Here is a 13,887-nt window from a genome sequence, read left to right on the forward strand (position 1 = left end):
ATTCAGCAATCGAAAGGACAAACCATGTTGGCTCATTTGGGTATGCGAAAAGTGGTGTGCAGCGTTGCCAAGGCTTTGGCTGTTACGCTGGTGTCGGTGGGGGCTTTGGCGGCCCACGCAGCTCCATTGAAAGTGGGGTACAGCGACTGGCCGGGTTGGGTGGCGTGGCAAGTGGCGATTGACAAGGGTTGGTTCAAAGAAGCGGGCGTGGATGTCAAGTTCGAGTGGTTTGACTACTCCGCATCGATGGAAGCATTTGCTGCTGGCAAACTCGATGTAGTGGCGATGACCAATGGCGATGCTCTGGTGACCGGATCCGGTGGTGCCAAGAGTGTGATGTTCCTCATTACCGACTACTCCAGTGGCAATGACCAAATCGTCGCTAAACCCGGTATCAAGTCCTTGCAAGACTTGAAAGGCAAGAAAGTCGCTGTAGAAGCCGGTTTGGTAGACCATTTGTTGTTGGTCAATGCCCTCAAAAAAGCAGGATTGAAGGAAGCGGACATTACCTTGGTCAATGCCAAAACCAATGAGTTGCCGCAAGTCTTTACGGCCAAAGACATTGCTGCTATCGGCGTGTGGCAACCGGTGGCGGGTGAGGCTCTCAAGGCGGTGCCCGGCTCTAAAGCCATCTATACCTCAGCCGATGAGCCTGGTTTGATTTACGACGTCATGGCAGCCAAACCCGCTGTGGCCAAGAGTCGCCGTGCCGATTTGCTCAAGATGGTGCAAGTGTGGGACAAGGTGGTGGCCTATATCAAAGACCCCAGCACCCGCACCGATGCCATCAAGATCATGGCAGCTCGCTCTGGCGTGAGTCCTGCGGATTACGAAACCTTTGTCAATGGCACACGCTTGCTGTCGGTGGCTGAAGGCAAAAGTATCTACGCCAAAGGCATTGGCTTTAAGAGCATCTATGGCTCTACCGACTTTGTGAACAAGTTCAATGTGGCCAATACCGTCTACAAGCAAGCCGAGAAGGTGGAAAGCTACTTGGACCCTTCCTTCTACGAAGGCAAGTAATCCCGATCCACAACCATTGCACAAGGCACAACCATGAACGCGCTCACCTCTTTTTGGCGCCATCGCTCCGTGTTGACTGTGGGGGCGTTCGTGTTGCCCTTGCTGCTGTGGTGCTTGGTCAGCTATGTACCGTTTGTATGGCACCCCAAGGTGCAGGTACAAGAGCCAGGCAGTGTGGACTATTTCGAGGCGGGCATGCTGGTGGACAAAGAAGAATTTGCCACCCAGCTGCAAACCGCCCAGCAGGCGGGACAGGCTTTGCCTGTGGGAGTGCCTGCCAACCCCATTTATTTGCCTGCGCCGCATGCGGTGGCGCGGGCGCTGTACACCGCTTTCACCACAGCCCCTGAACAAAAAAATGCGCCGTGGTTGCACGAAAGCCTGTGGCACAGCATTCAGGTCATTTTCTGGGGCTTTGTGCTCTCGTCCATTGTGGGCATTCCCATGGGCATATTGGCTGGCACCTACCCCACGCTGGCGCGCTTGACCGAGCCGTTTATCGAATTCTTCCGCTACCTGCCTGCGCCAGCTTTTGGGGCGCTGGCCGTGGCGGTGCTGGGTATTTACGATGGCCCCAAGATTGCCATCATCTTCATTGGCACCTTCTTCCAGCAGGTGCTTATCGTGGCCAACACCACCCGCAAGCTGGAGGCTACTTTGGTGGAAGCTGCCCGCACACTGGGCACCAAGGGCTTCAAGTTACTCAGCACGGTGGTGGTGCCCGGCATCTTGCCCAACCTCTATTTGGACCAGCGCATTTTGCTGGGTTGGGCGTGGACTTACCTCATCGTGGCTGAGCTGATTGGCACCAGCACGGGCATCACCTTCTTCATCACCCAGCAGGCACGCTACCAGCACTTTGACAACGTGTACGCCGCCATCATCATCATCGGCGTGATCGGCTTTGGCAGCGACTTGGTACTGGCTTGGCTAGGGCGCAAGCTCTTCCCCTGGGATCAGGGTCAAAAACGCGCTTGAAGCGGCCTTCAAGCACCTCTAAAGCCACCACGATCAAGACCACCAGGACAGGAGAGAGCACCATGAGTTTGCCCAGCTACCTAGACCAGAGCGAGGCCGTGCGCGAGCGCTTTGCCCGTATCCGCCAGCGCGAGGTGATTTTGGAGGTGAAAAACCTCTACAAACGCTACCCCTCGCCCCAAGGGGAAACCGAGGCGCTGCGCAATATCAACTTTCAAATCCACCGGCGCGAGTTCGTTTGCGTTATTGGCGCATCGGGCTGCGGCAAGTCCACGCTCATCCGCACCTTGGCGGGGCTGGAGAAACAGTCGGCGGGTGATGTGCTGCTGGACGGCCAACCCGTCAAAGGGCCGGGGCGTGACCGTGGCATGGTGTTCCAAGGCTATTCGCTCTTTCCGTGGTTGTCGGTCAAGCGCAATGTGATGTTTGGTCTGCAAACCAATGGCATGGGCTTTGAAGCCGCTGAACGCGAAGCGCGCCAGTGGCTGGACATGGTGGGCTTGACCAAGTTTGCCGATAACTACCCGCACCAACTCTCGGGCGGCATGCGCCAGCGCGTGGCTATTGCCCGTGCCTTGGCCAACCAGCCGCGCATCTTGCTCATGGACGAGCCTTTTGGCGCTTTGGATGCCCAAACCCGCAGCAAGATGCAAAGCCACTTGCTCGACATCTGGCGCAACATCGACATCACCATCCTCTTCATCACCCACGATCTGGACGAGGCCATCTATTTGGCCGACCGCATCTTGGTGCTCAAGCCCCACCCCGGCGAGGTGCAAGAGTTCATCGAAGTGCCGGTGCCGCGCCCGCGCTCGCCCCAGCAGTTCAGTAGCGCCGAGTTTTTGGCCACCAAACAGCGCTTGGACGCACTCATTCACCCGCCCAAAGCCGCCAGCGAACTGGCCGCCGAAGAAGAGTCCACCCCCAAGCCACAGCTCTACCGCATGACCGATGTGGCCGACAACGTGGAGTAAGTGCCATGACGGATAAACCGACTGATAAACCCCGCAAACCCTTGCTTGAAGAAAAGGGCAGCACCGTGAGCCGCATCAGCATCTCGCTGCCCCCGGCCTTGCTCGAAGAGCTGGACCACATGGTCAACAGCAAGGGCTATGACAGCCGCTCGCAAGCCATCAGCGACATGGTGAACTACCAGCTGGTCGAGCACAAACGCACGCTGGGCAACGACGTGATGGTGGGCACGCTCACCCTCTTGTACGACCGCACCACGCGCTTGTTGCAAAAAAAGCTGGCCGACCTGCAGTACGAGCACATTGACGAGGTGATCAGCTCGCTGCACGTGCACCTGACGCACAACCAAATCATGGAAGTGATCTTGCTGCAGGGCCCTGCGCACTACCTGCAGCAAATCGCCAACGAAATGATTGCCCAGCGCGGCGTGATCACGGGCCACCTGCAACTCATGGCCGCCATCATCCCGCCCGTTCACCCCGCAAGCCCCTCCAGTTCATCCGACGAGACCTCCGCATGACAAATCCTATCCCTAACGACAAACTGCTCTGGACGCACGAAGTGCCTGCGGGCACCCACTGGTCTGGCCTGATTCGCCGCGGTACCGTGCTGCGCTTTACCGATGTAGAGGGCGGCGCCAACTGTGCGCTGTACTTCTTCAACCCCGAAGACAAGCTAGAGCGCTACAACATGCCCGACACCCTCAAGGCCCAGCACACGGCCTTGCTCAGCCGGGGGCACTGTTTGTACTCCGATATGGGCCGCATCTTTGCCTCCATCGTGGCCGACAGCGTGGGCTGGCACGACAGCTTTTGCGGTGTGAGCGATGCCGACATGGTGCGCCAGCGCTATGGCGATAGCCACTACCAACAAGACCGCAACGCCATGCTGCGCAATGGGCGGGATTCCTTGCTCATTGAGCTGGGCAAGTACGGCCTCGGGCCACGCGACTTGGGCCCCACCATCAACCTGTTTAGCAAAGTGCAGCCCGACGACGCAGGGCAACTGCAGTATGTGCACGGCCACAGCAGCGCGGGCAGTTATGTGGATTTGCGCTTTGAGATGAACACGCTGGTGTGCCTTTCCACCGCGCCGCACCCACTCAACCACAGCCCGCGCTACGACGCCCACCCCGTACTGCTGAGCGCCTACCGCGCCGATCCGGTGGCAACTGACGACTACTGCCGCAATTTCCGCCCCGAAAACCAACGCGGCTTTACCAATACTGAACGTTACGTAGGACTCTGACCATGGCCATTGTTGAAAGCACCCTAGACCCCCGCCACGCCGTGCTGAGCGAGACTTGCCTGGCTGGCGAGCCGTGGATCAAAACCATCCGCAAAGGGCAGTACTTGCGCATCCTCGATCTGGAAGGCAATCAGGCTGTGGACACGCTGTTTTACAGCGCCGCCAAGCCCGAGGAACGCTACAGCGCCACCGACACCATCGCCCGCCAAGGTGCGCTCTACCTCACTGCTGGCAGCAAGCTGTATTCCAACGAAGGGCAGGTCATGCTCACCATCGTGGCCGATACCTGCGGTCGCCACGACACGCTGGGTGGTGCCTGCGCCTCCGAGAGCAACACCGTGCGCTACGCCATCGACAAGCGCCACATGCACAGTTGCCGCGACAACTTCCTGCAGGGCTTGGCCTACTGCAGCTGCCACGACAAGGGCGCAGCCGCTTTGGGGCTGGGCAAGCGCGATCTGGCACCCAACATCAACTTTTTTATGAACGTACCCATCACTGCTGCAGGCGGATTGACCTTTGCCGATGGCATATCGGCCCCCGGCAAATATGTGGAAATGCGTGCCGAGATGGATGTGGTCTGCCTCATTTCCAACTGCCCGCAGCTCAACAACCCCTGCAATGGCTACAACCCCACGCCGGTGCAGTTGTACATATGGGATGCGCAGTAAGCCTGCCGCCCCATCACTTTATCCCGCAGCCGGGACGACCCGGCGTGCTATCTCCCCTCGCAGGACGGCCTGCACAAGGAAAGTCCATGTTCACAAAGGTCTTGATTGCCAACCGGGGCGCTATTGCTTGTCGCATCCAGCGCACCTTGAAAAAACTGGGCGTCCAGTCCGTGGCTGTCTATTCCGAGGCCGATGCCCACGCCCGCCACGTGCTGGAGGCAGACCATGCGGTGCTGCTCGGCCCCGCCCCAGCGGCCCAGAGCTATTTGCGCGCCGACAAAATTTTGGATGAGGCCCGCCGTCTGAAAGTGGATGCCATCCACCCTGGCTACGGTTTCCTGTCGGAGAACCCCGACTTTGCCCAAGCCTGCGAGGACGCTGGCATCGCCTTCATTGGCCCCACTGCAGCGCAAATGCGCTCGTTTGGCCTCAAGCACACCGCACGCGAACTGGCGCAGGCCAACGGCGTACCCCTGTTGCCCGGCAGCGGCCTGCTGCGTGACGTGCAGCAAGCCCACGACGAGGCGCAGCGCATAGGCTACCCCGTCATGCTCAAAAGCACGGCTGGGGGCGGTGGCATTGGCATGCGCCTGATCTGGAGCGCCAGCGAACTGGCCGAGGCCTTTGCCTCCGTCGAGCGGCTGGCCCGTGCCAACTTCAAAGAGGCGGGCCTGTACCTGGAAAAGTACGTGCAGCAGGCACGCCATATCGAGGTGCAGTTGTTTGGCGACGGGCAGGGCGAAGTCATCGCGCTGGGCGAGCGCGACTGCTCGGTACAGCGCCGCAACCAAAAGGTGATTGAAGAAACCCCCGCACCAGGCTTGAGCGCCCGCCAGCGCCAGCAACTGCTGGACGTGGCTGTGCGGCTGGGCAAAGCGGTGAACTACCGCTCTGCAGGCACGGTGGAGTTTGTGTACGACGCGGCGACCAAGGAGTTTTACTTTTTGGAAGTGAACACCCGACTGCAGGTGGAGCACGGCGTGACCGAAGAGTGCACCGGCGTGGATTTGGTGGAGTGGATGGTGCGCTTGGCCGCCAAAGACTTGCCGTCCTTGGCCAGCCTGCAAGTCAAGCCCAAGGGAGCGGCCATTCAGGTGCGCCTGTATGCCGAAGACCCGCACAAGCAATTCCAACCCTCGGCGGGCTTGCTCACGGCGGTGGATTTCCCCGCCCATATCCGCGTGGACAGCTGGGTGGAGGCAGGCACGGCCGTGCCGCCCAACTACGACCCCATGCTGGCCAAGCTCATTGCCTACGGCCCCAACCGGCAGGCCGCACGGCGCAGGCTCTTAGCGGCGCTGCAGGCCACGCAAGTAGCGGGCATCGAGACCAACAAGGACTATCTGCAGCAGGTGTTGGACCACGGGCCCTTTGTGGCGGGCTTGCAGACCACGCGCATGCTGGAGCAGTTTCACTACCAGCCGCACAGCGTGGACGTGCTGGAGCCGGGCGTGCAGTCCAGCATCCAAGACTGGCCGGGCCGCGTGGGCTACTGGGACATTGGTGTGCCCCCATCGGGCCCCATGGACAACCTGTCCATGCGCTTGGCTAACCGCTTGGTGGGCAATGCGCAAGGCGCTGCCGCACTGGAGATCACCGCTGCCGGGCCCACGCTGCGCTTTAACTGCGACAGCGTGGTGGCCCTGACCGGTGCCCGCATGGGCGCGCAGCTCAACGGCAAGACCCTGCCTTGGTACAAGGCCGTGGCCGTGCCCGCAGGCAGCGTGCTGCAGTTGGGCCGTGCCGAAGGCGCGGGCTTGCGCAGCTACCTGGCCGTGCAGGGTGGCTGGCAAGTGCCGCAGTATTTGGGCTCGGCCTCTACCTTTGCGCTGGGCCAGTTTGGTGGCCACGGTGGCCGCACCCTGCGCACGGGCGATGTGCTGCACCTGCAGGGCGTGCACCCAGCCAACTGGGCCAGCGCCCGCCAACGCCAAGCACTGCCTACCAACTTGCAGCCGCGCTTGGTGCGCGAGTGGCAGATTGGCGTGCTCTACGGCCCCCACGGTGCACCAGACTTTTTCACCGCGCAAGACATCGACAGCTTTTTTGCCACCCGCTGGGAGGTGCACTACAACTCCTCGCGCACCGGGGTGCGCTTGATTGGCCCCAAACCCCAGTGGGCCCGCACCGACGGTGGCGAAGCGGGGCTGCACCCCTCCAACATCCACGACAACGCCTACGCCATTGGCGCGGTGGACTTCACGGGGGACATGCCCGTTATCCTAGGCCCCGACGGCCCGAGCTTGGGCGGCTTTGTCTGCCCCGCCACCATCGTGCAGGCCGAGTTGTGGAAGATGGGACAGCTCAAACCCGGCGACACCGTGCGCTTTGTACGCCTGACGCGCGAGCAGGCCAATGCCATGCAGCGCGCCCAAGACGCTGCGCTAGACAGCCTGACAGAGCCCGCCCAGCAAGCCCTGCCACGCCAGCATGCGCCGCTCTTGTCGCCCGTGTTGCGCCATGTGCCTGTGGACGGGGACAAGCCGCAGGTGGTGGTGCGCCAGTCGGGCGATGCCAATTTGCTCATCGAAATGGGGCCGCTGGTGCTGGACTTGGAGCTGCGCTTGCGCATCCAAGCCCTCATGACCGAGGTGAAGGCGCAGATGGCGCGCGGCAAGCTACGCGGCATCCTCGACCTGACGCCCGGCATCCGCTCGCTGCAAGTGCATTTCGACCCGCGCGTGGTCGACCAAGACCGCTTGATTGCGCAACTCTTGCAACTGGAAGACAAGCTGCCCGCCGTGGATGACATGGAAGTGGACTCGCGCACCGTGTGGCTGCCCTTGTCGTGGGACGACCCCGCCACCAAGCTGGCCATTGAGAAGTACATGCAGTCCGTGCGGCCTGATGCGCCATGGTGCCCCAGCAATATCGAATTCATTCGCCGCATCAATGGTTTGAAGTCCATCGAGGATGTCTACAAGGTGGTGTTTGAGGCCAGCTACCTCGTCATGGGGCTGGGCGATGTGTACCTCGGCGCACCCGTGGCCACACCGCTCGACCCGCGCCACCGCTTGGTCACGACCAAATACAACCCGGCCCGCACTTGGACGCCCGAAAACGCCGTGGGCATTGGTGGTGCCTATATGTGCGTGTATGGCATGGAAGGCCCTGGCGGCTACCAGTTTGTCGGTCGCACTGTGCAGATGTGGAACCGCTACAAGAAGACGCAGGACTTTACCCAGCCCTGGCTGCTGCGCTTTTTTGACCAAGTGCGTTTCTACCCCGTGGGGCAGGACGAACTGCTCAAGCTGCGCGAAGACTTCATCAGCGGCAAGTTCCAGCTCAAGATGGAGCCGGGCACGCTGCGCCTGAAGGACTACCGCCAGTTCTTGGCCGACAACCAGCGCAGCATCAGCCAGTTCAAAGCGCGCCAACAAAGCGCTTTTGATGCCGAGCGCGAGCGCTGGAAAGCCGCAGGCCAAGACGTGGTGGTGGACGATGCCAGTGCCAGTGCACCAGCCGCGCCAGCGCTGGAGTTGCCAGCGGACAGCCATGCGGTGGCCAGCGCTGTGGCGGGCAGCTTGTGGAAGGTGGTGGCCCCCGTGGGCACGGCGGTGCAACCGGGCGATGTGCTGGCCATTGTGGAGTCCATGAAGATGGAATTCCCCATCCATGCCACCCGGGCTGGTACGGTCAGTCAGTGGCTGGTGAAGGAGGCCGCCGGTTTGGCGGCAGGACAGGATTTGTTGGTGATCAAGGAGCTGGTATGAGCACAGAAATGAACATGAACATGGATATAGCCAGCCTGCGCGCGGCCTATCTGGATGGCAGCCTGACGGTCGATGCCCTGATAGACACGATCTTGGCGCGCACCGCCAGCGACCCGCACACGGTGTGGATTCGCCGCCTGAGTGAGGCCGAGTTGCGCGCTTATGCCCGTGCACTGGATGGCAAATCGCCCCAAGACTTGCCGCTGTACGGCATCCCTTTTGCCATCAAGGACAACATCGACCTGCAAGGCATTCCCACCACCGCCGCTTGCCCGGACTATGCCTTTGTTCCCGCGCAGCATGCTTTTGTGGTGCAGCAGCTCATTGCCGCCGGGGCCATTCCGATTGGCAAGACCAACCTCGACCAGTTCGCGACTGGACTGAACGGCACGCGCAGCCCCTATGGCGTGTGCAAAAACGCCTTTGACCCAGCCTATGTGTCCGGCGGCTCCAGCGCGGGCTCGGCCGTGTCGGTGGCGCTGGGTTATTGCAGCTTTTCGCTGGGAACGGACACGGCAGGCTCGGGTCGCGTGCCCGCTGCGCTCAACAACTTGGTGGGCCACAAACCCAGCTGCGGTTGGTTGTCAGCCAGCGGCGTGGTGCCCGCCTGCCGTTCGCTGGACACCATTTCCATCTTCGCCCTCACCGCTGAAGACGCTGAGGCCGTGCTGCGCGTGGCCGCGGTGTACGACGATGCCGACAGCTATGCGCGCCCCGTGCAAGGCCATGGCTTTGACTTTGGCCGCGCCAGCCACTTCCGCTTGGGCGTGCCGCGTGCACAAGACCTGCAGTTCTTTGGCAATGCCGATGCGCAGCAACTGTTTGCCGACAGCGTGGCCACCTTGCAAAGCCTAGGGGCCGAGGTGGTGGAGCTGGACTTCCAGCCCTTTTTGGACACCGCCAAACTGCTCTACGAAGGCCCCTGGGTGGCCGAGCGCTATGCCGCCATCCGCGCGTTTTTTGATGCCCAGCCCGAGTCCGCATTGCCCGTGATCCAAACCATTGTGGGCGGTGCCAAAAAATGGAGCGCCGCCGATGCCTACCAGTACGGCTACCGCCTCAAAGACGCCAAGCGCCGCTGCGACAAGGTCTGGCAGCAGGTGGACTGCATCGTCACGCCCACGGCGGGCACGGCTTTCACTATTGAGGAAATGCTGCGCGAGCCCATCGCCCGCAACTCGGACTTGGGCTACTACACCAACTTCATGAACCTGCTGGACTACGCCGCGACCTCGGTGCCCGTGGGTTTCCAAAGCGCAGCCCACAGTGGATTGCCCTGGGGGGTGACGCTGTTTGCCCCCGCCCACCAAGACGGCCCCTTGCTGCACCTGAGCAGCCGCTTACAGCGCGCGCGCGTTAGCAGCGCAGGCAAGCAAGCTTTGCCACCCGCATGGGCAGCGCCTGCTATGCCCAACGGCATGGTGCAGGTGGCGGTGTGCGGCGCGCATTTGCAAGGTTTGCCGCTGAACTGGCAGCTTACCCAGCGCGGTGCCCGTTTGCTGCAGTGCACCCAGTCCGCGCCTGAGTACAAGCTGTACGCCTTGCCCGGTAGCGAACCGCGCCGCCCCGGCATGCTGCACGTGGCCAGCGGTGGCGTGGCGATCGAAGTGGAAGTGTGGGAGCTACCCGCGAGCGAGTTCGGCAGCTTTGTGGCCGGCATCCCCGCGCCGCTGGGCATTGGCCCGGTCAAGCTGGCCAGCGGTCAGGTGGTGCAGGGTTTTGCTTGCGACCCGCTGGCAGTAGAAGGCGCTGAAGACATCAGCGCTTATGGGGGGTGGCGTCACTTCTTAGCCGCACTGCGGCGGTAAATGCGCATCGCCAAGCCGCCGGCTTGGCGGCGCTCAAAGCGGGGGGGCTCCAGCTCTTTGCGCAAGCGCTCTACCGCGTCCAGTTGCGCACTGTAGTTTTCCACTTTTTGTTTGTGCTTGTTGAGTAGCTGAAATGCGTTGTCCAGCAAGCGGGTGTTGAGCGTGCGGCGTCCGTGGATGAGCAAGTTGTTCACTGCCGCGGTGGGGTTGCCATGCATGCTCAGGGATACGGCCACTTCGGCGTATTCCAGCACCTGCGCTTGGCATTTTTCTATCTTCTCCACGTAGGGTGGGTAGGACTTGGCGCAAGCGGCCAGCAGGTCGGACAGGGCGCGTGTGGTGCAAAAGCGCATGCCCAGCTCTTCGACTTGGCTGTGCATGGACTCCAACTCGATGGTGCGGTGGGCCAAATGCGCCATCAGACCCACCAAGTTGCTGGCGGCTTCAAAGTCAAAGTCGGGGTCGCGCAGTTGCCGTCCCAGCGTTTCTACCAGTTCAATGGCGCGCGGAAACTCGTTGGTTTGTATTTTTTCCAGCGCTTGCAAGCTCAATTGCATGCGCTCCAGGCGTATGGATTCGGGGTCGCGCTCTAGCAGGCGATCCAAGTCTTCGCGGCAAATGCGCAGGCCCTTGGCATCGCCCAACTGCAGGCGACAAAAACCCAGCAGCACCAAGGTCTGTGGGTCAAACATCTTGGACTCCAAGCCCGATCGCACGGTTTTGTCGAGCAGTGGCTCTACCTCCGCTGGACTCATGCGGTAGTAGCTCAGTTGGGCCAGGTTTTGGATGCGCGAAACCGAGTTGGGGGTCAGATCGGCCGCGATTTTGTAGGTGGCCAGGGCATCCTCAAACTGCCCCAACTCAAACTGGGCACGGGCCATGACATCGTAGGCGTCGGTGTAGCTGGAGTCGTCACGGATGAGTTGTTGCAGCGCCGAAATGGCTTGCTTGTGGTTGCCCGATTCGACCTCGGCCCGCGCTATGCCCAAGCGGGCCCACGGTACGGTGCGCGCTTCCACCACGGCGCGGTAGAGCTCTTGGGCTTCATCGGGTTTGCCAATGCGCAGCAGCAGTTCAGCCCCAATGCGCGCGGCGTAGAGCCAAAATTTGCCACGTGTCTCAAAGCGCTCCATGCACAGTTGCGCGGCGAGTTCGAAGTTCTCTGCCTCAATGGCATCAAAGATATCGCGCAGCGCTACTTTGCGCTGGCGCGCCACGCTCAGGCGTTGTGCCAATTGCGAGGCTTTGTGTGGCTTGAGTAAATACCCGTCCAAGGCGGATTCGGCAGCCTCGGCCACTTTGGAGTAGCTGGCCTCGGCCGTGATCATGAAAAACACCGTGGAGAAGGGCAGCAACTGGTTGCGGCGCAAGTCGTCCAGCAGGTCTTGGCCGGACATGCTTTCTTGATTGAAATGGTGTTCACACAGCACGAAGTCAAAGCGTCGGTATTCCAACTGTTTGCGTGCATCGGTAGGACGGTTGGCCTGTGACACTTCGGCCAGACCAAAGTCCCGCAGTTGGGCTACCAAGATTGAGCGGGTCGTGGGGTTGGAGTCCACAACCAATGCTTTGCAGTCGGCTAAGTGGTGATGGTGGTGGGTATCAGCGTTCATCGTTCCTGAATTGTTACGCAAAAGTTGGCTGTTCTGTTTGGCTTAGCTGCGGGCTGTAAAGGCCACCTGCAATTGCCATTGGCCTTGGTCATCGCTGTTCCCGCTGGCCAGCAGTTGGCGTGTGTTGGGGTTGGCTGCATCGAGTGGGTTGCCTGTGTTGGCGACATCACGCACGCTCAGGCGCACGGGGTTGCCACTAAAGCGCAGTTCCATGGTTTGCCCGTTCTGGTGCAGCAGGGCACTGTCGCCTTGTATTTCTATCTGGGCTTGCGTGGTCATGGCCCAGCGCACGGGCAAACCGGCGCTGGTGCCCTCTAACTGGTCATGCAGCAGCACACTGCGGGCCGCAAAGCGTGCTGTGCGGCTGGCCGTTTGCACTTGGCCGGGCAAAAAGACGGGCTTCAAATCCAGTACCGCTTCTTCTGGGCTGGGAGTGTGGAGCGTGGCCATACCGGTAGCGTTGTGCAGTTGCCCATCCAGCATCAGGGTGTTGTGGGCGTCGTTGCCCAAGCGAAAAATCCGCCAGCGTGGCGAGCCTTGCTTCATGTTCCACAGGTCGACCTTTTTGCTCTCTAGGCTTTCGTAGTTCTGCATGCCCAAGTCTGTGGCCCAGCGCACCCCCATGGCTTCCAGCACAAAGCCACCTGCATCCATATGGGCGTGGTTGTGCGCGCAACCACCACCTTTGATGGCGAACCACCAAGCCTGTGGGTCGCTCCACGAGGAGCGCCAAATGGCCACAGGCTGCGGCCCTTGGCCAACAAACTGCAAGGGCGTGGTGTTGGCACTGCTGGTCACTTGGCTGGTGGGCCACCACAGTGCTGCCAAGGGGGCAAAGCGGTCGCTGGCACCTTGTTTGCTGCGCACCATGGTGCGCTTGGTCTGTAGCCAATCGGGTTGCTGCAACTCGCGCACCAAATAGACAAAAGGCGCAGCCAGCTCTTGGCTGTCGCTGCTATCGGCAAAGTTGAAGTGCTTGCCCGTGGGGCCGATTGATTGGGCATAAAACTCGGTGCTGCGCAGCAGCCCGGGGTCTTGCAACAGGCCCCAGTTGTCGATACCGCCAAAACCACAACTGCGCAAGGCTGCTACGAGCAGAACGGTGTAAGACGTGCCATAGACCCAGTAGCTGGGGCCTTCGGGGTAGACCCCATCTGGGGCATAGGCTTGCAGGGCCAAGTGCACTTTCTTCTGTGCGGCAGCCAGCAGGTCGGAGCACAGTTGCGGCTCGTCTTCTTGCACGGCCAATGCACCCAGCACCATGCCGCTTATGCACACCTGTCCCCAGTTGTTGAGCATGGAAAAGGTTTTGTGGCCATTGCGGGCTTGGGCAATGCCTTTGTCCACGATGGCGCGCCGCAGGGTTTGGCGTTCTTCGGGATTGAGCACGCTGTGCAGCCAGTCGTAGCCAATGGCCAAGGCGGTGGTCATTTCGGCCACATCCAAGTAGTGACTGGGGTTCCAGTCGCTGAAACTGGCGGCTTGCAGCATTTCGGTTTTGGCGCGCTCGGCAAAGAGCGCATCGCCAGTGATGCGCCACGCAAACGCCCACAGCAGGGTGCGGCGCAGTACATCGCGAGACACGGTGAGCAAACGCTTTCCCTCTAGCACCCGCTCGCGCGGTGGCAGCTTGGTGTCTTTGCGTGCACGTTCCAGCAGTATTTGCACCAAGGCCTCTAGGTCGGGATCGGCTTGGCGGCGGCTTTGCAGGCCAGTCCAGTCGGCATCCGTAGCCAGCAGGCGCGGGTGGGGAGGCAGGTTGGTCGTGGCTGTTTGGGCTCCCAGAGGGGGGAGGGCAGCCAGCGCTGCCAAAGCGGTCAAGAGTGCACGTCGTTGCATGCCTGTCTCCTTCCTAGGCGAT

General features: G+C 61.1%; 10 protein-coding genes. 8 read left to right on the forward strand and 2 right to left on the reverse strand.

The window, feature by feature from the left end:
- The first annotated feature begins 24 nt into the window (after nucleotides 1-24).
- From KIK84_RS01460 to atzF, 8 genes are all read left to right on the forward strand, one after another.
- Nucleotides 25-1,023, forward strand: a complete 999-nt coding sequence (locus KIK84_RS01460) for an ABC transporter substrate-binding protein (protein ID WP_250207672.1) — start codon at nucleotides 25-27, stop codon at nucleotides 1,021-1,023.
- Between the two features lie 33 nt (nucleotides 1,024-1,056).
- A complete protein-coding gene (locus tag KIK84_RS01465; RefSeq protein WP_214121206.1) occupies nucleotides 1,057-2,001 on the forward strand; it encodes an ABC transporter permease in 945 nt (314 codons plus the stop codon).
- A gap of 62 nt (nucleotides 2,002-2,063) precedes the next feature.
- The gene (locus KIK84_RS01470; protein WP_214121207.1) at nucleotides 2,064-2,975 is read left to right on the forward strand and encodes an ABC transporter ATP-binding protein; all 912 of its coding nucleotides are present in this window, start codon (nucleotides 2,064-2,066) and stop codon (nucleotides 2,973-2,975) included.
- A 5-nt stretch (nucleotides 2,976-2,980) separates the two neighbouring features.
- Entirely contained in the window at nucleotides 2,981-3,493 is a 513-nt protein-coding gene (nikR, locus tag KIK84_RS01475) for a nickel-responsive transcriptional regulator NikR (RefSeq protein ID WP_214121208.1), read from the forward strand.
- Entirely contained in the window at nucleotides 3,490-4,221 is a 732-nt protein-coding gene (locus KIK84_RS01480) for an urea amidolyase associated protein UAAP1 (protein WP_214121209.1), read from the forward strand. The genes nikR and KIK84_RS01480 overlap by 4 nt, the downstream gene beginning before the upstream one ends.
- Before the next feature lie 2 nt (nucleotides 4,222-4,223).
- Nucleotides 4,224-4,892 (forward strand): urea amidolyase associated protein UAAP2, encoded by a 669-nt coding sequence (locus KIK84_RS01485; protein ID WP_214121210.1) that lies wholly within the window; start codon nucleotides 4,224-4,226, stop codon nucleotides 4,890-4,892.
- 86 nt (nucleotides 4,893-4,978) lie between these two features.
- Nucleotides 4,979-8,605, forward strand: a complete 3,627-nt coding sequence (gene uca / locus KIK84_RS01490; protein ID WP_214121211.1) for an urea carboxylase — start codon at nucleotides 4,979-4,981, stop codon at nucleotides 8,603-8,605.
- Nucleotides 8,602-10,413, forward strand: a complete 1,812-nt coding sequence (gene atzF / locus KIK84_RS01495; protein WP_250207673.1) for an allophanate hydrolase — start codon at nucleotides 8,602-8,604, stop codon at nucleotides 10,411-10,413. The genes uca and atzF overlap by 4 nt, the downstream gene beginning before the upstream one ends.
- Here atzF and KIK84_RS01500 read toward each other — a convergent pair.
- Both KIK84_RS01500 and KIK84_RS01505 read right to left on the reverse strand, forming a co-directional pair.
- Nucleotides 10,386-12,026 (reverse strand): response regulator, encoded by a 1,641-nt coding sequence (locus tag KIK84_RS01500; RefSeq protein WP_214121212.1) that lies wholly within the window; start codon nucleotides 12,024-12,026, stop codon nucleotides 10,386-10,388. The two genes, atzF and KIK84_RS01500, sit on opposite strands and share 28 nt — an antisense overlap.
- A gap of 42 nt (nucleotides 12,027-12,068) precedes the next feature.
- Nucleotides 12,069-13,865: a heparinase II/III domain-containing protein gene (locus KIK84_RS01505; RefSeq protein ID WP_214121213.1), complete on the reverse strand. Its 1,797-nt coding sequence runs from the start codon at nucleotides 13,863-13,865 to the stop codon at nucleotides 12,069-12,071.
- Nucleotides 13,866-13,887 lie beyond the last annotated feature (22 nt).

The sequence above is a fragment of the Curvibacter sp. CHRR-16 genome (assembly GCF_018474005.1).
Taxonomy (GTDB): Bacteria; Pseudomonadota; Gammaproteobacteria; order Burkholderiales; family Burkholderiaceae_C; genus Allorhodoferax.

What these genes read in the sequence shown, in the direction of transcription:
- atzF (WP_250207673.1), top strand. Translation starts at nt 8,602, where the DNA reads ATGAGCACAGAAATGAACATGAACATGGATATAGCCAGCCTGCGCGCG.
- nikR (WP_214121208.1), top strand. Translation starts at nt 2,981, where the DNA reads ATGACGGATAAACCGACTGATAAACCCCGCAAACCCTTGCTTGAAGAA.
- KIK84_RS01485 (WP_214121210.1), top strand. Translation starts at nt 4,224, where the DNA reads ATGGCCATTGTTGAAAGCACCCTAGACCCCCGCCACGCCGTGCTGAGC.
- KIK84_RS01465 (WP_214121206.1), top strand. Translation starts at nt 1,057, where the DNA reads ATGAACGCGCTCACCTCTTTTTGGCGCCATCGCTCCGTGTTGACTGTG.
- KIK84_RS01500 (WP_214121212.1), bottom strand. Translation starts at nt 12,026, where the DNA reads ATGAACGCTGATACCCACCACCATCACCACTTAGCCGACTGCAAAGCA.
- KIK84_RS01480 (WP_214121209.1), top strand. Translation starts at nt 3,490, where the DNA reads ATGACAAATCCTATCCCTAACGACAAACTGCTCTGGACGCACGAAGTG.
- KIK84_RS01460 (WP_250207672.1), top strand. Translation starts at nt 25, where the DNA reads ATGTTGGCTCATTTGGGTATGCGAAAAGTGGTGTGCAGCGTTGCCAAG.
- uca (WP_214121211.1), top strand. Translation starts at nt 4,979, where the DNA reads ATGTTCACAAAGGTCTTGATTGCCAACCGGGGCGCTATTGCTTGTCGC.
- KIK84_RS01470 (WP_214121207.1), top strand. Translation starts at nt 2,064, where the DNA reads ATGAGTTTGCCCAGCTACCTAGACCAGAGCGAGGCCGTGCGCGAGCGC.
- KIK84_RS01505 (WP_214121213.1), bottom strand. Translation starts at nt 13,865, where the DNA reads ATGCAACGACGTGCACTCTTGACCGCTTTGGCAGCGCTGGCTGCCCTC.